This window comes from Rhodanobacter sp. ANJX3 (genome assembly GCF_014200755.1).
In the GTDB taxonomy this organism is placed as follows: Bacteria; Pseudomonadota; Gammaproteobacteria; order Xanthomonadales; family Rhodanobacteraceae; genus Rhodanobacter.
Genome location: NZ_JACHCM010000008.1, coordinates 1 through 25771 on the forward strand (window position 1 = coordinate 1; position 25771 = coordinate 25771).

The window sequence follows — 25771 nt, forward strand, 5'->3', positions numbered from 1 at the left end:
TATCTCGCAGATGACACTCAGAACATCAGCATCAATTATGCGACCGACAGCGCAGGCAACGTCCAGGCGACGGTCACCAATCCTTTAGGTCATCAAGCCACGCAAACCTATGATGGCACCTATGGAACGAACGGCGGTTATAACGGCCAATTGAGCTCGGTCAGCAATAATGCGGTAGCCGACTGCGGCGCGACGGTCAATTCGCGGCAGTACGACAACAACGGCAATTTGTCTCAGACCACCGACAACAACGGCAACGTGCACACCTACACGTACGCGGCCAACGGCCAGCTGCAGACGGAGACCGAAGCCTATGGCACGTCGCAGGCACGCACTACGGACTACGTGTGGGACCCCAACGCGCAACTCAATCGGCTGACCAGCGTCACGGTCGAAGGCTGGTCCAGGACTAGCTATACCTATAACGCACAGAACCGCTTGGCCTCCGTGTCAGTCACCAACCTGTCGGCCAACGGCACCGCCAATCAAACGCTGACCACCACCTACAACTACACGCTGTATGCCAACGGCATGGTGCAGACGATGTCGGTGACGCATCCGTCGCCGAACAACAGCGATACCGAGGTGACGACCTACGATGCGCTGGGCAACGTCAGCTCGTTTGCCGATGGCCTGGGACACACCACGACCTACAGCAACTACAACGGGCTCGGCGAGGTCCAGCATGTCGTCGGTCCCAACGGCGATGCCACCGACTACACCTACGATGCGCGCGGCCGCCTCAGCACCAAAACGACGTATCCCTATGGCATTAAAGGATCGTGGACCTACACCTACGACGGCTTCGGGCTGCTCTACACGCTCACGACGCCCGATAACGAGGTCACGACCTGGAACCGCAATGCGGAAATGATGGTGCAGACCATCACGCACAACGACAAGGACGGCACCTCGACGGAGACCTTCGGCTACGACCCCAAGGGGGATGTGACCAGTCATGTCGTCACACGCGGCAGCGATGTCGGCCTCAAGGAAACCGCCAACTATGACGCCCTGGGTCGGTTGTATCAAAAGACCGGCAACAACGGCCAGATGCTGACGTACGCCTATGACGGCAACGGTAATGTGGTTTCGACCACCAACGCCGTCGGGCATGTCATCAACTACCAATACGATCATCTCGATCGCCTCACGCAAACCGTGGAAAGCGGCGGCGCCAGCCCTTCGATACCCACGGCAGCGCCGACGCTCAGTGCACCGGCGAACAGCAGCAACGGCAGTTATACCGTCAGCTGGACGGCCGTGAGCGGCGCCACGAGTTATATCCTGCAGGAGCAGGCCAACGGCGGCGCATGGACGACGATCCAGAACAGCAGTGCCACCAGCGTGGCGCTCAGCGGCAAGAGCCCCGCCACCTTTGGTTACCGTGCCCAAGCCTGCACCAGCAGCGGGTGCGGTCCATGGAGCAACACGGGTACCGTCATCGTTACGCAAGTCTACGGCTACGTCGGTGGTGTATCCATCGATGGGTCGGGCAATGCCACCGTGACAGGCTGGGCGTGTTCCACAGGGATAGCGCAGTCCATCAGCGTGGATCTGTATCTGGGCGGACCGGCCGGCGCGGGTACCGACATCGGGCGCTACACCGCCAACCAAGCCAGCGAACCGGCGGTCGCCAGTGCCTGCGATGTGAGCAGCGGCAGCTACCGCTTCAGCATTCCCCTGTCCGTCGCCACTCGCACTCAATACGCAGGTCAGGTGATCTATCTCTACGGCATTTCACCAATAGGTGCCGCCAACCTCGCCCTGGTCAACTCCGGAAATTTTCAGGTACCGGTGAACGAGCCCGCCGGCGCGCCGACCCTCAGTGTGCCGGCCAGCGCCAATGTGAGCTACTACACCGTGAGTTGGAGTGCCGTTAGCGGCGCTACCAGTTACACCTTGCAGGAACAGGTGAACGGTGGCGCGTGGGCCACGGTGCAGACCAGCGCAGCGACCAGCTGGGCGGCCACGGGCAAGAGCAACAACACCTATGGCTACCGCGTGCAAGCGTGCAACAGTTCCGGCTGTGGCGCATGGAGTGTCACGGCCACCGTCACGGTCGCCATTCCACCGATACCGGCCAGCGCCCCCGCGCTCAGTGTGCCGAGCGTTAGCTACACCGGCGGCTACACGATCAGTTGGGGCGGTGTGAGCGCGGCGACCAGTTACACCCTGCAGGAGCAGGTCAATAGCGGCGGATGGAGCACGGTGCAAACGAGCGCATCGGCCAGCTGGAGCACCGCCAGTCGGGGCGCAGGCACCTATGGTTATCGGGTGCAGGCGTGCAATGTCAGCGGATGCGGTCCCTGGAGTGGTACCGGTTCGGTGACCGTTACGGCACCTACCGCCGCTCCCGGTCTGAGTGCGCCAGCCACCAATGCCACCGGCAGCTACACCGTGAGCTGGAGTGGCGTCACCGGCGCGAGTGCCTATCTCCTGCAGCAGCAGGTCAATGGCGGCAGCTGGACGAGCCTGCAGAACTCGGCGGCGACCAGCGTGGCGGTCAGTGGCGAAACGAATGGAAGTTACGGCTACCGGGTACAGGCTTGCGATGCGGTAGGTTGCGGGTCGTTCAGTGCCACGAGTACGACGGTGGTGACCATTCCCGTACCTCTCGCGATCAATGGCCAGTCGTACACCGAGAGCTATTCCATTTCTAAGGCCAGCGGAAGTGCGTCGATCGGTTTCGAAATCGTGAGCGGTACCACATGGGATGTTTGGGGCTCTAAGCCCAATGCAACCCATGCCGTGCTGATATCCGGCGCCGTGCCAGCCACGGCGGTTACCGTCCAGTACGTCTGGACGCTCATCGGCCCGCCTGCGGGTGATTCGGCGTCCACGGGTACGTTGGTCAATCCTGCCGCCTCACCGGTAGCGATTACGAGCAACCCTTCCAGTAACTATGTCACCAGCCTGTACACCTCATCGTCGAGTGGCAACGGTGAGCAATATCAGTTCACGGTGACTTTCTTCAATGCGGCTGGAGCCAACGTGTCCAGCTCGACCTGCACGCTCACGGCGAAAGTGGTGGGGACGAACTGATGAAACCACGTCTCACCACGCCGACCGTGCTTGGCGCCAAAAACCCAAGGAAGGACACCATGAATGCCCGGAAGAAAGGGTCAGCCGGCCTCAAGCTATTGCCCACAGCGGTACTCATGGCGCTTTGCTCACCCGCATTGCGGGCCCAGAGCGTCACCACAGTGATGACCTACGACGCCGGTGATCACGTGGCGAGCGTCACCGACCCACGCGGCCTGGTAACGACCTATACGCACGACGGTCTGGGCCACCTGCTGCAGCAGGTCAGCCCTGATACGGGCACCGTCAATTACGCCTACGACGGATACGGACGACCGTCCAGCATGACGCGCGCGGACGGAGTGCAGACCACCTACGGCTATGACAGCATCAACCGCCGCACCACCGTGAGCGCCGGTGGGCTGACCCAGACCTACGCCTACGACAACTGCACCAATGGGCTCGGTCGCCTGTGTTCGGATAGTGACTCCACGGGAGCCACGTCCTACAGCTATACGCCGGAAGGATGGATGGGTGGTCGCGGCTTCACCATGGGCAGCACGACGTATGCGCTGGGCTTTAGTTACGACGCCATGGGTCGCGTGACCGTGGTGAATTACCCCGACAGCAACCAGGCCATTTACGCCTACACCAATGGCGCCGTCTCCGGCATTTCCCTGAAGATCGGCAGCGCCTCACCGATCAATGGCGCCACGGCCATTACCTATCGGCCCATGGACATGGCGATGTCCGCCTGGACGTCCAGCAATGGCCTCACCAATACCCTGAGCTACGACACGGACGGGCGGCTGACGAGTATTAGCGTGCCAGGCAAGCAAAGTCTGGGCTTTACCTACGACGCGGCCGATCGCATCACGCAGATCACCAACGGCATCGACAACACGCTGACGCAGAATTTCGGCTACGACTACGTGTCGCGTGTCACGTCGGTGTATTCCAGTGTAGAAAACGAAAGTTACCAGTACGACGCGAACGGCAATCGGAACACGGGGACCGTCAACGGCGTCACGCAGACCTATACCTACAGCCCTATCAGCAACCAGCTGACCGGGATAAGTGGGGGCGCCAGCACCCAGTACGGTTACGACGCCAACGGCAACACTACCCTGGTCAACGGGGCAGCGAGCTATCAGTACGACCCTTACACCCGGCTCGATGCCGCCGGCGGCGCGGCCGACTATGTGAACCCGGAAGGACAGCGCCTGCGCAAGGCGGGCGGCTCGACCGGCACAACCTACTTTGCGCCCGGCACAGATGGCACATTATTGGCCGAGGACGACAACGGCACCTGGGTCGACTATGTGCGGTTGAATGGACGGTTGATCGGCCGGATCAGCACCGGGCAAGTAAGCGCCATCCACGACGATCAGGTGGGTCGCCCGGAAGTAGTGACGGATGCCTCGCAGAACGTGATATGGCTGGCGCAGAACTTCCCGTTTACGCAGAAGGTGACTACGGCAAACATTACGTTGAACCTCGGTTTTCCGGGGCAGTACTACGATACCGAAAGGCAGACCTGGAACAACGGCTATCGGGATTACGTTTCCAATGAGGGGCGTTACCTCGAGAGCGATCCCAGTGGCTTGGCGGGTGGAATTAATACCTACGTCTATGTCGGAAGCAACCCTGTAAGTTATAAAGATGCACTGGGCTTGGAGGGCATCGGTTCATGGACCTTTGCGCCCGGCCCCCAGAGAGATGAGTACAGCGCTTTTGAAAATGGCGGCTTATCTTATGGGAATGGCAGCGGCAGTTATATGTCTAATGGTACAAAAATAGGTGCGGTTGCAGGAACTGCGATTGGAGTCATTATAGTGAATGTGGCAGGATTTCCTGAGGCTGAAATTGCGGAGGGCGCGATTGGAGTAATGGGCGTCGAAGGCTTCGACACTATAATGGGATTAGACGCCATAGCTGGTGAACCCGTCGCCTCTTATGTCGTTGGCGGGTTTATGGGTATCGGCCCCGGCTTTATTTTAGGTGGTGGAATAGGCAAAGGATTTGACTGGCTAACGGGCAAATACGATAAAAAGAATTGCCAATAAATATTTTAAGTGGAGGAAATGAAGTGTCATTTAAAAAATCCAATTTTAATAAGTCGCCAAAAGCATTTTTTATTTTTATATTGATGTTAAGCGTCTTGTTGCTTGCTGTGCCAGAATTTGTTTATTTTGCAATAAGAGAGGGGTCTCGGGGGCGATTAGTATGGAGCGAAGCGCTTTTTGCGGTGTGCATAAGTTTTTTAGGATCTCTGGTTTTCGCTACTCTCCTCTGGATAATATTTGAGCCAATGAGAAAAAACAGAAATTTAAGAAAATAGATTATTTAATAGAGGGGCATCTGAAAAATTGCTTGTTGATATGTTATTAACATGCTCAGCAAACAAAGCCTGATTTCATGTTGCTATCGTCGATCTCGTTATGCAGATCATCAATGCACGCTCCGGCGCGGTTGGAACCAGACCATTCATCTTCGCAGTCACTTAGAGTCCATCCGGAGAATCGTGAGCGTTCAATCCATTAAGATATATATTAGATCCATCACATAAACTGAAAAAAACTGCCCCTAGAAAATGCGACATTAAGATAAGAATATATAGGCAGAGACTGTGACAAAATCAAAATTTATTAATTGGGTCAGCAGATCACTTTTCGGAAATATCGTATTAAGTGAAATTTTTATTAGCCTCCCATCATGTGCGGCATTTCTGTACTTAAGCTACAGGCAGGGTATTTTAACTTTAGATCGTGCTATTTTTGTATTCGTCGTATCCGCTTTGGAGGGCGTGCTGGCCGGAATTTTAATTTGGCTTACTTTGACAAGAACTCTATTAAAAAGAATGATAAAAATATCAGTAAATAAATTAGATAATTAATAACCTAATTAATTTACTCTGATAGAAAAAGTTTTACGGAAGCGGCAAAGGGAGAGGCGTGCAACACGATTATAAAATGCGTGTGCCTTTTTCTTGCTAAACGTAACGCTCAGGCAAGCAGGCTTCTATTTACATTAGCTAACCGCATTCGTTGCATCGGCAGCCAAACCCGCCACCCGGTACTCGTCGAATGTCACCACTTCTCGGCCCATCCGCTCATTGAGCTGCTAGAAGCGCGTCTGCAACGGCCGCAGTTCGTTGACGGCGAACACCTGCGCCGCCGGAATCACCGACACAAACCGCTTCGTACCCATCGGCAAGAGGCCGAGCATTTGCGGCGGCACGAACAAATGGGACGGAGGTAGTTAAACCATGGCCGTCAGCAGCGGCGGCCGACATGGACAATCGTCAATGTCTGGCTGATCAGGTGCAGATGAGTCTCCACACTCGGCGAGCAACCCATGCGGACCTACCATGCCTCGCCAACCCCGTCTCGAGATCCCCGGCATTCCCGTTCATGTCACTCAGCGTGGAGTCAATCGGTGCGCCGTATTCCTCGACGATGACGACCGACAACACTATTTGAAACTCCTAGCCGCCAGTGCGCAGCGGCACGCGCTGCAAATTCATGCCTACGTGCTCATGGGGAACCATGTGCATTTGCTCATCAGTTCCGAGAAAGCGGGTGCGTTGTCCAAGGCAATGCGCCAAGTCGGGCAAAATTATGTATCGACATTCAACCGCAGGCATCGGCGTACCGGTACATTGTGGGAGGGGCGTTTCAAGTCTTGTTTGGTCGATTCGAATCGCTATCTGCTTACGGCGTACCGCTATATCGCGCTCAATCCAGTGCGCTCCGCCATGGTCGAATTACCCGAGCACTACGCGTGGTCAAGTGTTCACGCCAAACTGGCTTTGCTACAAGATCCGATCGTCACTCCCCATGAGGCATTTCTAGCTGGGGCTCCAGATCGACTGCAACGCGCCGAAGCATATTCTGCGTGGCTTCGTGCCGGAGTCAGCGACGACGAGCTGGCAGGTATCCGCCAGCACATCAAACAAGAGCGGGCGCTAGGAAGCCCACGATTTCAGGCGATGGCAGAGAAAACATTGGGACGATCAGTCATCGTGCGGCAGCAAGGAAGACCGCGAAGCAAACAAAAGGATGAAAGCTCAGCCAAACGCTCAGGTTAACTACCTCCGTCCCCTTTGCTGCGCCCAACGATCTGGGGCTGCTGGTGGCGCGCGCAGGGGGTTCACTTCCGGAGGTGGAAAAGCTGAGCGGCATTAGCCGGGTCGAGGTCTTTTGCCAGCCAATGAAGAAGTCGGGTTAGATGCATTGCTTCGGCGACTAGGAGGTGAACCTGCCCCAGTTTTGCGCCGACAAATAAGAGGTCAGCTTGGATGCGCTGCTTTGACTATTAGAGAGTGAAACCGCGCCTGTTTTGCGCGAACTCGAGCGGTTATGTAGGTCTGAACGGCTTGTCAGCTAACCGGTTCATTAAGTTTTTTCTGAGCGCGCTCCGCTTGAGAAAATTTGTTTTGGCTGTAACACAAATAAGACCTCCATCGAAGGCTGTGAGATTGGTGTATAACGTTCGTTAGGCGGGTGAGAATCATAGGTTGGAATGCAGATCAATTCTTAAAGGAGAAAGGCGATGAGCAACGAGGATTTCGAAAAAACGAAAAAGATGCTTGCTGAGATTAATGCAGTTGTTATTGGGATGGATCCATCTATCCGGCCAGCAACCTTTGAAATCCTTGTTTCTCGATATCTCGGCAGCCCTGGTGCGGGTGCGTCAATTACACCAAAAGCAAAGGTTAAAGAAACAGATTCGAGCGATGAAGCGCCTGATACAACTGATCTGGGGGCATTCATCAACTCTTTCGATACGAAGAAGCCTGCCGATGCGGTTATGGTCTTAGTTGCATGGCTGTACTCAAATTATGGTGCTTACGCAATTTCGATCAAAGAGTTGAAGGAGCTTGCAGATTCCTGCGGCCTTACCGTGCCTGCACGTGTAGACATGACGCTCAGGCAAGGGAAAAGCGGCGGCAAGAGTCTTTTTGTTCAACAGAATAAATCTTGGAAGCCGACGGTAAGCGGTGAGATATTTCTGAAAGATACTTACAAAATTAGCAAGGGCACAAAGTCGCTTCCGCAGGAGTAGTAAATGACTCTGGTCGAATTTCTTCACCCTCTAAAGGGGAGTCCTCTTAAGGACATCTGCCTCGCGGCGATGTATTTCCATCAGCGATACGAAGCGTCAAGCGATATAACGATTGAGAGCTTGCGGGCACTTTTGAAGAGAGGACGCGTACCTCGTGCAGGAACGCTCAATCTTGCAGATACGATTTCAAAGTCTGCCCCGTATGTCCATCTTGCTGGGAAGGAGGGAAAGAGATTTTTGTGGTCTCTTACTTCGAGCGGACAGGACTATGTACGAAAGCTTTTGCAGTTGCCAGCCAATGATGTTGAAGTTGAGAACGATGTTGCGACGTTGAAGGCATTGATTTCAAAAGTTGGTGATACGGATGTTTCCGACTACTTGGAAGAGGCGCTGAAGTGCTTGCAGGTTAACGCTCTTCGGGCAACGGTAGTGTTCGTTTGGTCTGGTGCGGTCAAAAAGATTCGTGACGATGTTTTTGCATGCGGTGCGGTAAATGTAAATGTAGCGGTTCAGAAACATGATCAGAAGGCAAAAACTATAAATAAGGTCGACGATCTGGTTTTGATCAAGGAGGTTACCCTGCTATTGGCTTCTCAGGAGCTAGGGTTGTATGACAAGAACCAAAAATTGGTTCTTGAGGAAGGTCTAAATTTAAGAAATAAGTGCGGTCATGCAGGTAAATATAAAGTTGGGCCAAAGAAAGTTAGTAGTTTTATCGAGGACTTAATCAGCATTGTCTTCAAGTGAAGATAACTTGGGAGAGTAGTAAAGATAAGCGAGCCAGATAAGCGAGCCAGAGCCTGTTGTCTCTTTTTCACTTGTGTGTTCTCGAACCCTTGAAACACGTGTGGATAGCTCAGCGCTTGGCCTTTGCCTTCAATTCCGCAGCCATCCGTCGTTGTTCCGCCGGCGACATACCTGCGACCGCAAGAATGATCTCTGCGAGTGCGTCGTTGTCTGCCAGTAGGTAAGCCAACGGAACGCCAAGTTCTTTAGCCAGCTTGCTGGCTGTCGCGAAGTCCGGCTCAGAAGTTCCGAGTTCGTACCTTGTGACCCTGCTGGACACCACGTCCTCCGATAGTCCAATTCTCCTGCCCAGCTCTCGCTGGGAGATTCCCAAAGCCAAGCGTGCCTCTTTCAGGCGCTTGGTGAACATGCTGCGGGAGTTGGAAGGCGACATGAACCGTAGAAAGCCATTTCTGTAGTTCGCTACAGGATGGCTTCCCAAAGCTCAATCGTATGCTACATTATATGTAGCATCTTGCGAATGGCACGCTTGAGCTGGGTGATGCTCAAGCGCTCAACGTTTTTATGACTGCCGTGCGAGTGAATAGAGCGGAGGAAAAGCGGATATAGCTATGTCGCCAAAGCTACATTAAATGTAGCAATTAATTGTCGCCGCGCAATTTTCGGCTATCGAATTTTTGTGATTTACGACCGTGTGGCGGGCGAAAGAGGAGGCGAGTGAGACGTTAAAGGATGTCTTCGCCAGCAATGCTCCGACACTTCCGCAAGCCACACACAAAACAGCTCTTGCCCGACGACCTCGCCAAGGCCCGGACACCACCGGACCGGCAGGCCAAGAGGGCCAACCCAGGGGAAAGCAAAGGACGCCACCATGAAAACAAACACGCTACGCCACGCCGTTTCCATCGCCTTGCTGGTGGCCGCCACCGGTGCGGCCGAGCCGACGCGGGCGCAGAAGGCCGCCACGGATACGAGCCCGCCGCCGAGGGTCGCGGTGAGCGGTTCGCCGATCGACAGCGATATCGATCTGCCGGCCGGCACGCTGGCCGCTGCGCTCGATGCGCTCGGCCAGCAGAGCGAGCTGCGGATGGACTATCCACCCGCACTTGTCGCTGGCAAGCAGGCGAGGGCGGTGCATGGACACATGAGCTGGCGCAACGCGCTGGGCCGTTTGCTGCAGGGCAGTGGGCTGGCGTATCGGCAGGCGGGCGATAAAAGCGTCGTGATCGTGCGCGTGCCGGACAGCGCCGCCTCCGCTCCGCGTTCGGCGGCCGACGGCGCGGCAGCGACGGCATCGCCCGCGGCACCGGCGGCGCAACTGGCCACGGTGACCGTGACCGGCACGCGTATCCGCGGCGGCAGCACGCCGTCGCCGGTGGTGTCGATCAGCAGCGAGCAGATCCAGCAGGAGGGTTTTGCCGACCTCGGCGAGGTGATACGCAGCGTGCCGCAGAATTTTTCCGGCGGGCAGAATCCGGGCGTCGCCGCGGGCGCCACCGGTGGCGGGCAGGGCAACCAGAACATTACCGGTGGCTCGGGCCTGAACTTGCGCGGCCTGGGTCCGGATGCCACCTTGACGCTGCTCGACGGCCGGCGCATGTCGTATGGCGGGTTCACCCAGATGGTGGATATCAGCGCCATTCCGGTGGAGGCGGTGGATCGCATCGAAATCGTCGCCGACGGGGCCTCGGCCATTTACGGCTCCGATGCGGTGGGCGGCGTGGGCAATGTGATTCTGCGTCGCGACTTCGATGGCGTGACGGTGGGCTCCCGCTATGGCAGCGCCACGGACGGCGGGCTGACCACGCATGAGTACACCGCCACGGGCGGCACGCACTGGTCCACTGGCGGGTTCATCGCCACTTGGCAGAAGACTGACAATGATCCGATCTATTCGGATCAACGCTCCTACACCCAGGGCATGTATGCGCCGTCCACGCTGTATCAGGCGAGCGATCTGCGCAGTGGGTTGTTCAGCCTGCATCAGTCGTTGGGCGATATCGGCGAGTTTCGGCTGGATACGTTTCGCACCGAGCGCGAGATCGCTACGGACGAGGGCTATGCCACCAACTACGAACACAATGCGCCGTCGACCACCACCTCGCTGATTTCTCCCAGCCTCGACTTGTTTCTGCCCGGCGACTGGACGTTGTCGGTCGACGGCACCTGGGGCAGGGAGAGCACCGACGTGAACTACTCGGTGGTGACCCCGGCCAGCGAAACGTCCACGCTCTCGCGCACGGGCTACCGCAATCGAAGCCGCGATTACGAGATCGGCGCCGAGGGGCCCTTGTTCTCGCTCAACGGGCAGGAGGCGCGGTTGGCGGTGGGCGCCGGTTATAGGGACAACGCTTTTCAGAGTCGCAACCTGGTCAGCGGCGTGGCGCAGGTCGACGGCAGCGTCAGCAGTCGCTTTGCCTATGCCGAGCTCAACGTGCCGTTGATCGGTCCGGAGCAGGGTGTGCCCGGCGTGCAGCGGCTGGCGCTGACCGGTGCGCTGCGCGGCGAGGACTACGACAGCTTCGGCAGCGTCACCACGCCGAAGCTGGGCGTGGTCTACAGCCCCAGCGGGGACTTCACCCTGAAGGGCTCGTGGGGCAAGTCGTTCAAGGTGCCCACGCTGTCGCAGCAATACCTGGAGCGCGATGCGTTTCTGTTTCCAGCCGCGGCACTGGGCGGCACCGGCTACGCGCCGAATGCGAGCGTGCTTTATCTCACGGGTGGCAACCCCGACCTGCGTCCGGAGAAGGCGCGAACGTGGAGTGCGTCGCTGGCTTTTCATCCCGAGGCGTTGCCTGGGCTGGAGACGGAGCTGACCTGGTTCGACGTCGACTACGCCGACCGCGTCGTGCAGCCGCTGGTGCCTGCGCAGGCGCTGAGCAACCCGGCCTTTGCGCAGTTCATCGTCGATGCGCCGTCCGCCGCCGAGCTGGCGCAGATACTGCAGACCTTCCGATTCACCAACGCCACCGGGGCCGCGTACAACCCCGCCAACGTGGTCGCGATCGCGCCCAATCTTTTCATGAACACGTCCCGGCAGCAGGCGAAGGGGCTGGATGCGTCGGGCTCGTACCGGTTCGATCTGGCGCCGGGCCGGTTGACGCTGCGCGGTTCGGCCAGCTGGTTGCACAGCACGCAGCAGATATCGTCGGCGCAGCCGGCCTACGACCTCGCCGGCACGTTGTTCTATCCGGCGAGGCTCAACAGCCGGCTCGGGGCGGTGTGGCAGCAGGGCGGCTTTACCGCCTCGCTGTTCGGCAACTACAAGAGCGGCGTGACCGACACCGTCGATGGCCGCAAGGGTGCCTCGTTCACCACCTTCGACGCCACGCTGCGCTACGACACCGGCGCACGCGACGACGCATGGTCCGGTGTGGCGTTGGAGCTGAGTGTGCAGAACGCGCTCGACCGGGCGCCGCCGCTGTACGCCGTGACATCGCGGACGTATGCGCCGTACGACTCGACCAATTATTCGGCGATCGGGCGTTATCTCAGCCTGTCCGTTTCCAAGCACTGGTGATGCCGCGCGATGCACAGCGCACTGCGCTGCAAACCCCCACAGGAGCGAGATCATGAGGTTTGTTTTATGCCGAACCATGGTCAGGCGTGTTGTCTGCCTGGCTGTGTTGCTGAGCGCCTTTGCCGCGAGCACGCACGCGTTTGCGGTGTCGCCACGGCAGCTGGTGGAGATGGCGGACTTCAGCAGTCCCGTGGTGTCGCCCGACGGTTCGCGCGTGGCGTTCCGGATACAGCGGGCGTCGATCGAGCGCGATACGTACGACACTGTTTGGTACGTCCAGCCGATGGACGGATCGTCGCCGCCGCAGCGCGTGGGCGATGGCGGTGTTCCCTTGCGCGACTCGGCCGGCATCGAGCTGCCGCCCACACCCGTCTGGTCGCCTGACGGGCGATGGATTTACTACCGTGCCCGCCTGAATGACCGGATAGACATCTGGCGCGCATCGGCGAACGGCGATGCCGCCGAACGCGTGACCCAGGGCGATGCAGATGTGCGGGACTTTTCGCTGAGCGTAGACGGCAAGGTGCTGCAGTACAGCGTCGGGCCGACCCGCGAGGACGTTGCGGCAGCAGAGCAGGCCGAATACGACCGTGGCGTTCGCGTCGACCGGAGCACGCCACTCGGGCAGAACCTGTTCCGATCCGGCGCCACCGGGGGACGGTTGGCGACCCAGCGTCTGGGGCTGATCTTCAACCGGGTCGATCTGACGGACGCAGTGCCGGATCGTTGGAAGGCGGTGGATCTGGCAACCGGCGCGGTACGCGATCTCGCGCCGTCCGAAAAACCTGCTGCCGCGTTGACGGCAGCGGATCTGGCGAAGCAGGTAAACCACGTCTGGAAGCTGGATCGTGACCGCGCAAGCGGACGCCTGGCGCTGTTGACGCGCACGGCAGAAACCACCGACCACCCGCAGATCGTGCTGGCCATGTTGCCGGCCGGCAGCACTGGCCGCGTGGTGACGTGCGTGGCGAAGGCGTGCAGCGGCAAGGCGATCAGCGGTGTGCAGTGGCGTCCGGGGAGTGACGAGGTGATCTTCACCGTGTCGCCCTACAGCGATGGGTTCGCACAGTCCATCTACCGCTGGAACGTGGACACGGGTGTCGTGACTCCAGTAGCGACGTCCACTGGCATGTTTGGCGGCGAGGGCAGTTGGGGGCCCGGCGTCTGCGGCGTATCGCCGACCGCGCTGGCGTGCGTCACGGCCGAAGCCAATCGCCCGGCGCGACTGGAACGGGTCGATCTGCAGACGGGTGTGCGCGCGGTGTTGTTCGATCCCAATCAGGCACTGGCGCAGGCTATCTCCGGTATTCCCATGCAGCGGCTTCGCTGGACGGATGCGAAAGGGCAGACCTTGACGGGGCAGCTGTATTCCGCGCGCCGCACCGGCACCGCGCCGCCGCCGCTGTTCGTGACCTACTACCGATGCCTCGGCTTTATGCGCGGAGGCTCGGGCGATGAGTGGCCCTTGGCGACGATGGCAGAGCAGGGCATCTCCACGCTTTGCATCAACGCGCCATCGTTTTCGAGCGATGCCGCCACACGCTACGAGGTGGGGCAGTCGGCGGTGGAAAGCGCGATCAATCGACTCGCCGCCGAAGGCAAGGCCGACCGGTCGAAGATAGGCATGGGTGGGCTCAGTTTCGGCAGCGAAGCGATGATGTGGATACTCATCCATTCTCACGCCATTGCGGCTGCATCGATGGCGTCGCCGACGACATCGCCGATGTATTACCTGCTGGGCAGCAATATCGGCGATCCATTCGTGTCGCTGCTTCGAAGCAACTGGCAGCTGGGCAACCCGGACGAAGCCTCGGCGCCGTGGCGACAGATTTCCCCCACTTTCAACCTGGGCAGGATCGACGCGCCGATCTTGATGCAGTTCTCGGAGCAGGAGTACATGCACGGTCTCGACTATGCCATTCCGATGATGCGGAGCAACCGCGCGGACCTTTATGTTTTCCCCCACGAGCCGCACAACAAGTTTCAGCCGAAGCACAAGCTGGCGGTGTACGAGCGCAATCTGGACTGGTTTCGATTCTGGCTGCTGGGCGTGGAAGATCCGGCGCCGGAAAAGGCGCCGCAATACGTCTACTGGCGATCGATGCGGTCGAGCCTGCACGACGCGCGCTAGAGCACTCCCTATGGCTGGTGACGGACCCAGTTTTCGACCATGCACAGATCGAACATCCTCAGAAAGGTCTGGTCGCGCGGTGGCAAAGGCCTTGCAACGAAGTCGTGGATGGCGCGTGCGTCGAGGAGGCGTTGCGACTGCAGGCGACCCGACAGCAGAAAGTCTGCGATGTGATGCTTGTTCTTTTCGTAGACGGCGCCGAGATAGCTCATATAGGTCGCCTTGCTCTGGCGGTTCACGACGTCCGGCGGCAACACGTCGGAAAACGCCGCTCTGGCAAGCGCGCGATTTTTGCCGTCGGCTATCCACATCCAGCTGGGGGCGCGAAGGCAGGCTTCCATCACCGGCTGCGACAACAACGGGAAGCGCAGGGGGCGGCGCGCTCCACGCGACGCTTGGCCTTGAAAGAGCTGGTTGCCGGCCAGGTCGAACAGGCGCTCTCTGTCCCCGGGTAAGGCGTGCTTCGGGGCCGCAAACCAGGGGTGCGCTTCCGGGCTGACGTTGGCCGTGCCTGGCGCGAGGAAGGTGGCATCGTCGTGGTAAGGCGATGTCGGAGGCCGACGCAGTTTGGCGATGGTGAGCCGGCCTGCTTTCCAGAGCGTGCATTGGTGCAGTTTGGATAAGTCTCTCGACGCAGCCCATGCCGCGCGAAACCCGCTCGCCCTGAACGCATCCGCCGCGGGGGCCGCCGTTCGGAGGTAACAGAACACCGAGTCACCGCCGCCTCCCGAGTAGTACGCGTCGGCGCCGTGGCGTTCGGCAGCAGACTCCATGATTTCGTCGATGGCGTGCTGGAGCGCTCCCATGCCGGGGGCAACGGAATCGGGCGATGGAGCGAAATCAAAGCGCGCTCTGTCGATGTCCAGGCGTTCGGTATGGAGTTTGACATCGAGCTGTCGGGCCATCAGGTGCGCGTAATGCCGCTCGTCCACGCCGGGGACGGACGTCGTCAGATTGCAACAGATGACGCGCGCATGGCTATCGCGCAGGCAGGCCGCGACAATCGAAGAATCGAGACCGCCGGACAGTTCCAGCAGTATGGACCGGTCCGCATGCGTCCACGCGCGGACGGCCATCGAGACGGCGTGCCGGATATGGTCGGCGGCCTCGCGCCGATGGCGGTAGCGCTGATCGGGGCGGACGAAATCCCAGGGCGTCCACGCTTGGCGGGCGGCGATTTCGCTACCGCTTACGCTTAGCGAACATCCGGGCAACAACTCGACAAGATCGACGAATCCGCAGCGCTGCGTCTTGATGCCGGGATACGTCAGGCGATGGGCTATGAAGTCCCAATCGATCTGTTTTCGATAAAGCCCCGCCCTGATCGCCAGGGAGATATCCGATGTCAGAAAACCGGACCCTGCTTGGATGGAATAGATGCATGGAAGATTGCCCGCGGTCGATGGGGCTCGCGTGATCGTAAAGGCTTCCGGGGCATGCGCATCGGGTTGGATGATGAGGTAAGAGCCCCAGCAGGTTTCCAGAATGTGCTTCCGGGTCTGCGCCGGGTTTGCGTGTTCCGAAAACTTCGCGCTGTCACTGATGGGCATTCCGTCCTGCCCGAACAGGTACCCGATGAGAACCCCGCCGCCGGGTAGTGACAGCACCGGCAGGTCGTTCGTACCGAATAGCGTCATCGAACCGGACGCATGGCGGACGCGCATGCCCATCGTGTGCAGGGTGTCGCCGAGGTTGGGGAAGGCCACATCGAAAAGGCCTGCCGCAGGGGCAAGAACGGCAAGGTAATCGCTGTCCATCAAATCACCCGTATCGGCGTATAGGTCAATGCGTGTCCCAGCGCATCGTTCAGCACCGTCGTACCGTATTGCGCCCAGCAATGTGCCGAGAACGGATCTGCCGTCACGCCAAAGACGAGATCGGCATGAAGTTGGCGCTTGGCCAGGAACGTGATCATTGCGATGGAATCAAGCAGGCAGCAGGTATCTATCGGAACGTACGGGCGTGCGCTGCGGAAGGCGGCGGCCGTATCCATCGCTCGTGATTCGCTATCACTGGAGGTTGGCAATCCAGGCGTCAGCTTCGCTCTACGAGATGCCAGCCCGTCGAGTATTTTTTTCAGGCGGCAGGATTTCAGTTGCCGCTGTGTCGAGCAAACGATGGCGGCGGTGTCCAGCACCTCACCGACACTGGCTCGCCTGGCACGGGCCGCTTCCTCCATCGCGCTGCGTTTCGGAACGTTCTTGAAGGCGGTCGGTATGTGGCCGAAGTCGTTCGATCCGTCGACAAGTATTTTTCTTTCGATCAACGTGCGGACATCGCTGTCTCGGCTGTCGACACGATCCAGGTAGGCAATTAAGGCAGACTCCAGACGCTCTGTGAGACGAAAGTAACGATCGTTTTGAACGTCGAGGAAGATCAGGTGGCCGTCTATATTGCAGTACGACAGGTCGCCATGCAGTTCGAGCTGGGTCATTGCACCACTCCAAAAAAAGGCGCGCCCTTCGGCGCGCCTTGTCGATCATGCTTCGGAGATACCATCGATGGGGACGAGGCCGAAGTTTTCGGTGATTCCAGCCATACCCTTTGTCTCGACGCTGGCGACGCCGAGCTCGATGACGTCTTCCGATGTGTCGTTGCGGATGTTCTCGTTCGTGTTCATGTCGGTCTCCTACGTTCGCGTCATGGCAGTTCCATGACGCGCGCAGCGTAGACGTCTGAAAATTTAATTTGCCAATGATTATTGCGTTGTCATCCGGTGATTAATTTCGGAGGGTGACGCAGGTCTTGTTGGGCCTGTCTGCGCAGGTTCGTCGGTCGACGCATGCCGCCATTGCGCGGGCAGCGCGGATGGATGCCGTGTCGTCAGCGTGCGATTTAGTGCAGGTAATCGATGCGGCCGCTGAGCGCGGCCACGATGGTCGGTACGAGTTGTTTGCGGCGCTCGTGGTAGTCGCGCAGGGCCGACTTCAAGCGGGGGATGTCGCGCATGCGCCAATACCGGTCCAGCTGCGATAGTTCCTCGTCGGCGTGCTCGATCAATTCTTTTTTCGCGCGTCGTATCGGCGCCAGCCGGTCGTTGGCCCGCTTTACGGCATGGTGCAGCGACCAGTGGGTTGTTGCGCGGGCGATCGCATCGAACAGCTGCCATGTCAGCTTCACCACATCGTCGTCGGCGGACACGATCTCCGGCTCGGCGATCGGCCGAAGTGTCGGCACGACCCCGATATCGCAGGCCATCAGCAACAGGCGCTCCATCCAGTCGTAGAGGTCGCGCAGCGCGACTTCGGTGAGCAGCGGCACATGCAGCCCACTGCGTGCATGATCGGCAATCAGGCCTTCGCCGACGAGTCGATACAGCGCGAGTCGAACCGGCGTGGGGCTGGTGTGGAACTCTTGCGCGAGCCTGGACGGGTCGATCCGCTGCCCCGGTGCATAGCGTCCCGATTGCAGAGCGCGTCTGACCTCCCCATACACGAAGGCACTCTTGGAGTGGATGGCATCCATAGCTGAACTCCCTGTCTGCTGATGACTGCTTCCCTGGACCGGACGGTACGAGGATCGTCCGGCAGGGGAATGGGTTTTCGTCGCATGGGGCGTCAGAAAAAAACGCTCGAGCAGGACGACGAAGTGCGAAACCTTGATACACGCAAAATGTTACGGCGAAAGGATGCACCAAAATCGGTTCAGAGTCACTTTCTCGATACGACACACGGGTGCTCTGCCTGGTTTAGGACGCGGGCTTTGCGAGGTCCTCCGGTGTTGGTCGAGGCGTGCGCTCCCGATCCCTTATGATTTACGTGCACCTTGAGCCGCTACACCTGTGGGATAAGTTCAGGTAGAGGATCTTTGACCCGGGTGCGCACCCAACTTTCGGAAATCCATGAGCACGCACCTTCAATTTTTCATCTGCCGCTGGTTGACCCTGTGCCTGGCACTTTCGCTAGTCACGCCTGCCATGGCTGCCGAAGCGCCAGATACACGCCTGCAACACGCGCTGGCGCAACTCGCCGACAAGGCGCAACCCGGCGTCCTGGGCATCACGGTGGTAGATCTGGATACGCGTGCGCGACTTCGAATCAATGCCGATCGCGCGTATCCGATGATGAGCGTGTTCAAAGCGCCGGTCGCTGCGGCGGTGCTTGCACAGGTAGATGCGGGTCGCATTCGTTTGAGTCAGGAGGTGACGATCACCCGCGCACAAGTGGTGGATGGCGCTGCCGTACCTTCCATCGGCGCGCATTTCTCGGGTGAGCAGATGCACTTCACGGTCGAGCGATTGCTGGCAGCTGCGGTGAGCGAAAGCGACAACACCGCCGTCGATGCATTGATCCGATTGCTGGGCGCCCCGCAAGTGGTCACGGCGTTCTTGCGCAAGCACGGCATCGAGGGTATGCGCGTTGACCTTGGCGAGGGCGGCATCAGCCGTATCTTCGAAGAGACGGCTAATGGGCAAACCATCCCTACCAACGAAACCGATGAAGCGGCACTGGCACGACGGCGGCGCGGTTATCGCGCGTATTTGAATGACCCTCGCGATCGGACGACGCCTGACGCGGCAGTGGACTTTCTCGACAAGCTTTGGACGGGTCGACTGCTTTCGGCGGATTCGAGCAAGCGGCTGCTCGATCTGATGTACGGACAGACGAAGCCGGTTCGTTTGCGCGCCGGCCTGCCCGCCGACGTGCGCTTTGCCGACAAGTGCGGCACGTCCTATTCGCTGGACGGCGAAACCGCCGCTTACAACGATATCGGCATCCTGACCTGGCCCAACGGCCACACCGTCATCGTGGCCGCCTTTCTGACGGGGTCGAAGGCCGACAAAAACACGCGGGACGCGCTGTTTGCCGAGATCGGCAAGGATGTGAGCGACATGTCCGGGCATAGGGGCCGAAACATTTTTTGGATGGTGGGTGAAGGCCTGTGCCGACGGCCCCCTTTCTCTTAGTCCGTGCGCGGATTGCCTGTCCTTGAACGGGAAAGGGAGCCGAAGCGGCTCCCTTTCAAACAACAGAATCAGACTGACTCGCTTAAACGGCCAGCGGCATCACGGGTCGACGCCGAAGTCGTACAGCCCGCCACTGAAGAGGCCGTATTCGCCCGGCTTCAAATCGTTGCTCGGCGTCAGTTTCCACTGGTTGCCGTTGCCCATCGAGACGACGTCGTAGGCGACCTGGTTGTCCTTGTCCGGCGCGCCCACATTCTTCATGCCACCCCAGAAGCGGGCGTTGCCCAGCTTCAGCGAACGATCCTGATCTCCCTTGTCCACGTCGAGCGACACGATGTAGATGCTGCCCTTCGGCTGAACCGTGGAGTTGACGATGAATGACGGTCGCGGGTCGTGCGTGCGCACGGCGGCTGCCATACCTGGGTAGTTCTGATGCATCAGCACGGTGACCACGGCATTCGTCGTGCTCATGGTCCCGGAGATGCTGCGCAGGTGCACACTGCCGCCGTCCTTGGTCACCAGCGTGACATCGGGGCCGCCCGGATAACCGGCCGGGCCGGATGCAGAGGCCATAGCGGAACCCGAAGCCGAAGCGGCCCCACCACCGTCGGCACGCTTGAGCATGGCGGAAATGACGTCCTGCGAAACACCGGCGTTCTTCAGCTTGACCAGATCATCGACATCCAGCTTGAAATTGACCGTCGATGCCCCGTTGATTTTTTCCTTGATGATCTCCGAGCCGAAACCCAGCTTGGCCAGCTTGACGACATCCGCATTGGTCATCGCCGCCGTGCTCGACGACTGTGCGTGAGCCGTGGATGGCGTGAGCAGTGGGACCGATACCGCACTCAGCACGAACATCAGTGCGGCCATGGCTATCCTTGCGTAACGTGACTTCATCGAGCATCTCTCCTTGGTTGCAATGGGGCAATCCGTTTGACCGCCCTCGAGTTTCCGCATTGTATGGCAGCCTTGCTTCTCGGCGCGATTGCCACCGAAAAAGGAGGGCGGCGTGGGATGACTTCACCCACCCGCAGAACTACTGGCGGCCGGTGCACTGGCGGGAACGCTGGTGCGGGGCGCAGCGTGGGTCGTGGCTTTCTTGGGCGACTTTCTGCGCGGACCTTGGGCGGCGATCAGCGCCGCTTTGTCCTGTTTCCTCTTGGCCTTGGCAGCCACCTTGGCGGCCTTGGCGGCCTTTTTGGCAGCCTGCTGTTTGGCTTTGGCTGCTTGCTTGGCTGCCTTCTGGGAAGCCTTGTCAGCGTTCCTGGTGGCTTTGTCGGTGGCTTTGGGCGTTGCACTCGGCGGCGCCGCTGCCGGTGCGGTGGCAGGAGCTGGAGCGGGCTGAACTCCCTGAGCCTGCGCCAGCACCGCACCGGAGAGAGTCACGCCAGCCGCGAGCAGCACGGCGATTACACGTTTGCGTATCATGATGATGAGGCCTCGAGTTTTGAGTTGCCGCGGCTCCGGCATGCTTTGCACGCACGGGCGATAGGGCGCATCGACAATGCATGGATATCGGCATACCGACGCTGAATAGTCGGGGGAAATGGCGTAAGGCACCGTTTCAGTTCGGGCTAAGCACCGGGCTAAGCGGGTCAGGGCACGTTCCTGTTGTGTACTTTGATCTGTATCAATCCGCTCCGACGTGCGTGGTCGCTGGCATCGCGCCTAACGTCTCAGGAAAGCACCGGCATCGGTCCCATGTATTTGTCCATGCCAAAAGCGACGGCGTCGTGCCAGCCGATCGCCCCCGATGCGGGCTGACTGATCCATCTGGAGATGCGCGTGGCCAACACCGATGGCATTCGTCAAATCGGCGGCGTTGTCGCGAAAGCAGACGCGGCGAGTGCGCCTTGACGGTAGGCGAAGACGGCGTTGCGACTACGCAACACCGCCGCGCGATGCCGCCACCAGATAGGCCCGGCACATCAGTGGAACCTGCGTGCGCAGCATCGTCAGCGCCGCCGGCGATGCGTCGTTTTCCAGGCCGGCTCGCACGGTGCCCACCAGCAGGGTGCGCACGGCGAACGTGACGGTGGCGATGTCGTCGAAGCCGGCGTCCGGCGCACTGGCCAGCAGACGCGCGATGGCCCGGTCGGTTCGGTCCAGCACATCGCTGATCAGGCTTGCCGTGTCCAGATCCGCAGCGACCGTGTACAGCGCGAGTGAGCCGGGCAGATAGCGCAGCTTCGCATCGAGGTAGGCGCCGACCAGGCCGTCCGACATGTCGCACAGGCGCGCACCCTGGTAGCGTGCGCACGCCTCTTCGATGGCGACGACGACCTCGTCCAGGTACTGATCCAGTACGGCATACAACAGCGCCTGCTTGTGCGGAAAGTACTGATACATCGTGCCCACGGATACGCCGGCACGTTGCGCCACGCGTGTCGTGGTGAGTCGGGCGATACCGTCGGACAGAAGAACCTGAATAGTCGCTTCGTGAATTGCCGTCACGGTCGCGGTCGAGCGCGCCTGACGCGGCGATTTGCGGGGCTTGAGCGCGTCGGTAGGTATGACTGGCATATGCGAATGTAAAAGCCGAAGGATAGTTCGCATATCACAGTACAGCACCACACCCCCACTCACCATCCGAAGGAAACGCCATGAACGCAGCAGATCGCCGTATCGCCCTGATCACCGGCGCCAACAAGGGCATCGGTCTGGAAGTCGCGCGGCAGCTCGGCAAGGCCGGCCACCACATACTGCTCGGCGCCCGCGACGAAGCGCGCGGCCGCGCGGCCGAGAAAGCCCTGCGGGACGAAGGCATCGCCGTACGCTTTGTCGCCATCGATCTTGCCGATGCCGCATCGTTCGCAGCCGCCGCGGCCGATATCGAGGCTCACGAGGGCCGCATCGATATTCTGGTCAACAATGCCGGCATCGCGGTACAGGGCGACGGACTGCCCGGCACTACTGACCTCGACGTCATACGCCGCGTGTTCGAAACCAACTTTTTCGGCACTATCGCAGTGACTCAGGCGCTGCTGCCATTGGTGAAAAAATCTCGCGCCGGTCGCATCGTCAACGTCTCCAGCAGCCTCGGCTCGATCACGCTCAACGCCGACCCGAACTGGGATTACGCCGCAGTCAAACTGATCGGCTACAACGGTTCGAAGGCCGCGCTGAACATGTTCACCGTGCTGCTCGCCGCGGAGCTCAAGGACAGCGGCATCAAGGTCAACGCGGTCAACCCGGGTTACACCGCCACCGACCTCAATGGCAACAGCGGCCACCAGTCGATCGAGGAAGGCGCCGCCGAAACGGTTCGCATGGCCCAGATTCCCGACGATGGCCCGACTGGCGGGTTCACCAGCACGGAGGGCGTTGAACCCTGGTAATTGACGCTCGGGCGCCGCGAGACGACCTCGTCAGAGTGCACGTTTCACAGTAGCGACGGCGGAAAGAAAAAAGCGCAGGACGCGCTTTTTTCTGCAATGGACTTACCCGTGACGGTGAGATTCAGTGCGGCATGGAAAGTCTTTGCACAGGCTTTATTCCTGTGGCTGTCCATATCGAGCGTTCGCTGCTGATCGAACGCTTACGGCCGTGCGTTTTTCGCCGACGCTGCATCGGCGCGCTCCTTCGCCAGCTGTGCCTCAAAATTTTCGCGCGAGTCGTTGGCGTAGGTGCGGCACAGCGTGGGGTCGATCAGCGCGTTTGCGTCGCCTTGGTCTCGCTTCGCCACGCGCGCCCAGAAATCCACCATCTCCGGATGCGGCGCGAGCGCGATGTCGCACGGCAGCGTGGCGATCATCGCAAAGCTGGCGCGAAAATCCTTGACGGCATCGGGATACTTCGCGTTGCCGATCAGTGTGAAATCCGGTGCCGATAGGCTGCCGACATCGACCATACGCAGGCAGCGTACGCCCTCGCAGGATGTCCACGTCCAGGTCGTATTGCCTTTGGTATGCCCTGGCGTGGCGTGAGCCGTCAGCACCAGATCGCCCAGATGCAGACGCTCACCGTCGGTCACCTTGCGCGTCACGTGCACCGGTGGAAACACGAATCGATCCCCGTATTCCGGGTCGTCGTGGCCGCCCCGCGCCAGCAGCGCGCTATCGGCGGCACCCGCGACCACCTGCGCACCCGTGTCGTGCGCGAGCTGCGCGATGCCGCCGGCATGATCGCAATGCGCATGCGAGTTGAGTATCCATCGGATGTCGCGCAGCTCGATGCCCAGCGCTCGGATATTCGCTTCGAGCAGTGTCGCGTCCTGCGGTACGCCGCCATCGATCAGAACGTCTCCCGTCGGGGCGGTGATGAGGAATACGCCAAGACCGCGTGGCCCGACAAACCAGGTGTTGCCATAGATGCGAAACGGCGTCTGCGCCGCCGTCCAGCTCGGATCGTTCGCGCATGAGCGCTCGCTCGCGGTGCTCGCTTTCTCTACCGAGGGCGTCTTCGCATGCGCACTCTGCGCGATCAAAGCGGTAATAAGAATCGCTGCCAGCCCTGTACGCATGTTCGACTCCGTTTTCATGGAAGCTTGCAGCATCCGTGGCTCTGGTGAATCGCCTGGGGCGCAACGCTGGCATTTTGCGGGCGACGAGTCGCTGCGATGGCCCATCAATACTTTCAGCCGCGTAGGCCGATTCCCAGCTCCTGCTCGTCATCCCGAGTCGGCGCGCCGACATGTTCCCGCGCGTAATGCGTCGGCGCCTTGCCGACGTGGCGGGTGAAGGCGACGCTGAAGGTGCTGGCGGAGCTGTAGCCGATGCGTTCGGCGATGGCGGCGACGCCGGTCTCGTTTTTCCGCAGCAGATGCTTGGCCAGGGCCATGCGCCAGGCGAGCAGGTAGGCCATCGGGGCGACGCCGACGGTGCGGTTGAAGCGTTCGAAGAACGCCGAGCGCGACAGCGCAGCTTCGCTGGCCAGCTGCGCCACCGTCCAGCTGCGATCGGGCTGCGCGTGCATGGCGCGGATGGCCAGGGCGAGGCGATCGTCGGCCAGGCCGCGCACCAGGCCGGACGAGGCCGCGGTGTCGGCGTTCGAGCGCAGCGCTTCGATCAGCAGCACCTCGAGCAGGCGTGCCAGCACCACGTCGCGCGCGGGCCGCTGCTCGCGCGACTCTTCGCCGACGAGCGTCATCAGCGTCGCCAGACGCGGCTCGCCGCGGATATGCACCAGCCGGGGCAGCAGCGCGACGAGCAGATCGGCATCCGGTGACTCGAAGCTGCAGTGGCCGACCAGCATGCGTAAATCGGCCGGACCGTCCTGGTTGCCGATGCGAAAGACACCGTGGCCCTGCGCCACGGGCAGGCTGTTGAGCCCGGCCGGCGGCGTTTCCAGACTGGACATGGCGACGCCCCAGGCGGCAGGCAGCAGCAGAAAGTCGCCCGACTGCAGCGTCAGCGCGGGCCGTCCGTCGACCTCGACTCGGCAGGCGCCTTCAAGCACCACGAAGTACCACGGCTGGCCCGCATCCGCATGGCGGATATGCCAGGGGCCAGCGCCCACCACCACTTTGGAGTACTGCGCACCGGGCTGCAGCAGCGAGACCACCTCGGCGAGTGGATCGATCATGTCCGGACTCCTGACGATGAAACATGGACTGATGATTGTAGTGAGTACGGTGTTAGCGGCCTATCGTGACGTTCCCCCATGCATCACCCCAGGAGTTTCTCCATGAACACGGTCCTTATAACCGGCTGCTCGTCCGGCTTCGGCGTCGAGATTGCCCGCTATTTCCTCGACCGCGACTGGCAGGTCATCGCAACCATGCGCACGCCGCGCGACGACGTGCTGCCCCGCTCAGAACGCCTGCGCGTGCTGCCTCTTGACATCACCGATGCGCAGAGCATTCAGCAGCTCGTCGAGGTGGCAGGGCCGATCGATGTGCTGGTCAACAACGCCGGCTTTGGTGCGGGCTCGCCGGTCGAACTCACGCCGATGGCCACCGCGCGCGAGCTGTTCGAGACCAACACCTTCGGCACGCTGGCGATGACGCAGGCCTTTCTTCCGCAGTTCCGTCAGCGCGGCGCTGGCGTGATCGTCAATGTAACGTCCAGCGTGACGCTCAAGGCGCTGCCACTGATAGGCATTTACAGCGCCAGCAAGGCAGCCGTGAACGCCTTCACTGCATCGCTGGCGGCGGAGGTCGAGCCGTTCGGCGTGCGCGTGCGGCTGGTGCTGCCGGGACGAGCGCCCGAAACCCGCTTCGGCGACAACGCCAGCACCCGCCTGCACGGCATGCACCACGAGGCCTACGCGGATTTGGCAGCCAGCGTTCTCGCCCGCATGCGCGACGAATCTGGCCCGGTCACGTACTCGTCCGACGTGGCCGAAGCCGTGTGGCGCGCCGCGACCGACCCATCGACGCCACTGCGCATTCCCGCAGGCGAGGATGCCGTGGCCTGGGCCAACGGCGGCTGAG

General features: G+C 60.2%; 20 protein-coding genes. 10 read left to right on the forward strand and 10 right to left on the reverse strand.

The features are described from left to right. The 5 genes from HDE76_RS17900 to HDE76_RS17920 all read left to right on the forward strand — a co-directional run. Positions 1–3045 (forward strand): RHS repeat protein (locus HDE76_RS17900; protein ID WP_184509545.1); only part of this gene is annotated, 3045 nt, incomplete at its 5' end. Beyond that, positions 3045–5090, forward strand: a complete 2046-nt coding sequence (locus HDE76_RS17905; RefSeq protein ID WP_184509547.1) for an RHS repeat protein — start codon at positions 3045–3047, stop codon at positions 5088–5090. The genes HDE76_RS17900 and HDE76_RS17905, both read left to right, overlap by 1 nt. Before the next feature lie 1304 nt (positions 5091–6394). Continuing rightward, positions 6395–7114, forward strand: coding sequence for a transposase (locus tag HDE76_RS17910; protein WP_184509549.1), 720 nt, complete (start codon positions 6395–6397; stop codon positions 7112–7114). 464 nt (positions 7115–7578) lie between these two features. Beyond that, the gene (locus HDE76_RS17915) at positions 7579–8091 is read left to right on the forward strand and encodes a hypothetical protein (protein ID WP_184509551.1); all 513 of its coding nucleotides are present in this window, start codon (positions 7579–7581) and stop codon (positions 8089–8091) included. A gap of 3 nt (positions 8092–8094) precedes the next feature. After that, on the forward strand, positions 8095–8838 hold the full coding sequence (locus HDE76_RS17920; RefSeq protein WP_184509553.1) for a hypothetical protein: 744 nt from the start codon (positions 8095–8097) through the stop codon (positions 8836–8838). Between the two features lie 109 nt (positions 8839–8947). Here HDE76_RS17920 and HDE76_RS17925 read toward each other — a convergent pair whose 3' ends face one another. Beyond that, the gene (locus HDE76_RS17925; protein WP_184509741.1) at positions 8948–9247 is read right to left on the reverse strand and encodes a helix-turn-helix transcriptional regulator; all 300 of its coding nucleotides are present in this window, start codon (positions 9245–9247) and stop codon (positions 8948–8950) included. A gap of 462 nt (positions 9248–9709) precedes the next feature. Between HDE76_RS17925 and HDE76_RS17930 the strand changes: the two genes are divergently transcribed. Then, entirely contained in the window at positions 9710–12358 is a 2649-nt protein-coding gene (locus HDE76_RS17930; protein WP_184509555.1) for a TonB-dependent receptor, read from the forward strand. A 52-nt stretch (positions 12359–12410) separates the two neighbouring features. Continuing rightward, positions 12411–14489 carry an Atxe2 family lasso peptide isopeptidase gene (locus HDE76_RS17935; protein WP_184509558.1) on the forward strand — a complete coding sequence of 693 codons (2079 nt, stop codon included), beginning with the start codon at positions 12411–12413 and terminating at the stop codon, positions 14487–14489. 8 nt (positions 14490–14497) lie between these two features. On the opposite strand, the gene HDE76_RS17940 is transcribed toward HDE76_RS17935, so the two are convergent. The 4 genes from HDE76_RS17940 to HDE76_RS17955 all read right to left on the reverse strand — a co-directional run bounded on the left by HDE76_RS17940 (position 14498) and on the right by HDE76_RS17955 (position 17954). Next, complete coding sequence (locus HDE76_RS17940; protein ID WP_184509560.1) at positions 14498–16246, reverse strand: asparagine synthase C-terminal domain-containing protein; 1749 nt, start codon at positions 16244–16246, stop codon at positions 14498–14500. Beyond that, positions 16246–16923: a lasso peptide biosynthesis B2 protein gene (locus HDE76_RS17945; protein ID WP_184509562.1), complete on the reverse strand. Its 678-nt coding sequence runs from the start codon at positions 16921–16923 to the stop codon at positions 16246–16248. The genes HDE76_RS17940 and HDE76_RS17945 overlap by 1 nt, the downstream gene beginning before the upstream one ends. A 45-nt stretch (positions 16924–16968) precedes the next feature. Further along, on the reverse strand, positions 16969–17109 hold the full coding sequence (locus tag HDE76_RS17950) for a benenodin family lasso peptide (protein ID WP_184509565.1): 141 nt from the start codon (positions 17107–17109) through the stop codon (positions 16969–16971). Positions 17110–17324: 215 nt separating this feature from the next. Further along, entirely contained in the window at positions 17325–17954 is a 630-nt protein-coding gene (locus HDE76_RS17955) for a GntR family transcriptional regulator (protein ID WP_184509567.1), read from the reverse strand. Between the two features lie 376 nt (positions 17955–18330). Here HDE76_RS17955 and bla (HDE76_RS17960) point away from each other — a divergent pair, with 376 nt between their 5' ends. Further along, entirely contained in the window at positions 18331–19395 is a 1065-nt protein-coding gene (gene bla, locus HDE76_RS17960; RefSeq protein ID WP_184509569.1) for a class A beta-lactamase, read from the forward strand. 99 nt (positions 19396–19494) lie between these two features. On the opposite strand, the gene HDE76_RS17965 is transcribed toward bla (HDE76_RS17960), so the two are convergent. From HDE76_RS17965 to HDE76_RS17975, 3 genes are all read right to left on the reverse strand, one after another. Continuing rightward, entirely contained in the window at positions 19495–20295 is an 801-nt protein-coding gene (locus HDE76_RS17965; protein WP_184509571.1) for a hypothetical protein, read from the reverse strand. 123 nt (positions 20296–20418) lie between these two features. Next, positions 20419–20826, reverse strand: a complete 408-nt coding sequence (locus tag HDE76_RS17970; protein WP_184509573.1) for a hypothetical protein — start codon at positions 20824–20826, stop codon at positions 20419–20421. A 453-nt stretch (positions 20827–21279) separates the two neighbouring features. Continuing rightward, positions 21280–21921, reverse strand: a complete 642-nt coding sequence (locus HDE76_RS17975) for a TetR/AcrR family transcriptional regulator (RefSeq protein ID WP_184509575.1) — start codon at positions 21919–21921, stop codon at positions 21280–21282. A gap of 80 nt (positions 21922–22001) precedes the next feature. Here HDE76_RS17975 and HDE76_RS17980 point away from each other — a divergent pair, with 80 nt between their 5' ends. Then, a complete protein-coding gene (locus HDE76_RS17980) occupies positions 22002–22736 on the forward strand; it encodes an SDR family oxidoreductase (protein ID WP_184509578.1) in 735 nt (244 codons plus the stop codon). A gap of 200 nt (positions 22737–22936) precedes the next feature. Here the strand turns inward: HDE76_RS17980 and bla (HDE76_RS17985) are convergent, their stop codons facing one another. Both bla (HDE76_RS17985) and HDE76_RS17990 read right to left on the reverse strand, forming a co-directional pair. After that, positions 22937–23860, reverse strand: coding sequence for a subclass B3 metallo-beta-lactamase (bla, locus tag HDE76_RS17985; RefSeq protein WP_184509580.1), 924 nt, complete (start codon positions 23858–23860; stop codon positions 22937–22939). Positions 23861–23973: 113 nt separating this feature from the next. Continuing rightward, positions 23974–24921: an AraC family transcriptional regulator gene (locus HDE76_RS17990; protein ID WP_184509582.1), complete on the reverse strand. Its 948-nt coding sequence runs from the start codon at positions 24919–24921 to the stop codon at positions 23974–23976. Between the two features lie 102 nt (positions 24922–25023). Here HDE76_RS17990 and HDE76_RS17995 point away from each other — a divergent pair, with 102 nt between their 5' ends. Continuing rightward, entirely contained in the window at positions 25024–25770 is a 747-nt protein-coding gene (locus HDE76_RS17995) for an SDR family oxidoreductase (RefSeq protein WP_184509584.1), read from the forward strand. Position 25771: the final 1 nt, after the last annotated feature.

Excerpts from the sequence above, each read along its gene's own strand:
- HDE76_RS17940 (WP_184509560.1), bottom strand. The coding sequence starts at position 16,246 with ATGGACAGCGATTACCTTGCCGTTCTTGCCCCTGCGGCAGGCCTTTTC.
- HDE76_RS17975 (WP_184509575.1), bottom strand. The coding sequence starts at position 21,921 with ATGCCAGTCATACCTACCGACGCGCTCAAGCCCCGCAAATCGCCGCGT.
- HDE76_RS17950 (WP_184509565.1), bottom strand. The coding sequence starts at position 17,109 with ATGAACACGAACGAGAACATCCGCAACGACACATCGGAAGACGTCATC.
- HDE76_RS17970 (WP_184509573.1), bottom strand. The coding sequence starts at position 20,826 with ATGATACGCAAACGTGTAATCGCCGTGCTGCTCGCGGCTGGCGTGACT.
- HDE76_RS17915 (WP_184509551.1), top strand. The coding sequence starts at position 7,579 with ATGAGCAACGAGGATTTCGAAAAAACGAAAAAGATGCTTGCTGAGATT.
- bla (WP_184509580.1), bottom strand. The coding sequence starts at position 23,860 with ATGCGTACAGGGCTGGCAGCGATTCTTATTACCGCTTTGATCGCGCAG.
- bla (WP_184509569.1), top strand. The coding sequence starts at position 18,331 with ATGAGCACGCACCTTCAATTTTTCATCTGCCGCTGGTTGACCCTGTGC.
- HDE76_RS17935 (WP_184509558.1), top strand. The coding sequence starts at position 12,411 with ATGAGGTTTGTTTTATGCCGAACCATGGTCAGGCGTGTTGTCTGCCTG.
- HDE76_RS17995 (WP_184509584.1), top strand. The coding sequence starts at position 25,024 with ATGAACACGGTCCTTATAACCGGCTGCTCGTCCGGCTTCGGCGTCGAG.
- HDE76_RS17955 (WP_184509567.1), bottom strand. The coding sequence starts at position 17,954 with ATGGATGCCATCCACTCCAAGAGTGCCTTCGTGTATGGGGAGGTCAGA.
- HDE76_RS17920 (WP_184509553.1), top strand. The coding sequence starts at position 8,095 with ATGACTCTGGTCGAATTTCTTCACCCTCTAAAGGGGAGTCCTCTTAAG.
- HDE76_RS17905 (WP_184509547.1), top strand. The coding sequence starts at position 3,045 with ATGAAACCACGTCTCACCACGCCGACCGTGCTTGGCGCCAAAAACCCA.
- HDE76_RS17930 (WP_184509555.1), top strand. The coding sequence starts at position 9,710 with ATGAAAACAAACACGCTACGCCACGCCGTTTCCATCGCCTTGCTGGTG.
- HDE76_RS17965 (WP_184509571.1), bottom strand. The coding sequence starts at position 20,295 with ATGAAGTCACGTTACGCAAGGATAGCCATGGCCGCACTGATGTTCGTG.
- HDE76_RS17980 (WP_184509578.1), top strand. The coding sequence starts at position 22,002 with ATGAACGCAGCAGATCGCCGTATCGCCCTGATCACCGGCGCCAACAAG.
- HDE76_RS17925 (WP_184509741.1), bottom strand. The coding sequence starts at position 9,247 with ATGTTCACCAAGCGCCTGAAAGAGGCACGCTTGGCTTTGGGAATCTCC.
- HDE76_RS17990 (WP_184509582.1), bottom strand. The coding sequence starts at position 24,921 with ATGATCGATCCACTCGCCGAGGTGGTCTCGCTGCTGCAGCCCGGTGCG.
- HDE76_RS17945 (WP_184509562.1), bottom strand. The coding sequence starts at position 16,923 with ATGACCCAGCTCGAACTGCATGGCGACCTGTCGTACTGCAATATAGAC.
- HDE76_RS17910 (WP_184509549.1), top strand. The coding sequence starts at position 6,395 with ATGCCTCGCCAACCCCGTCTCGAGATCCCCGGCATTCCCGTTCATGTC.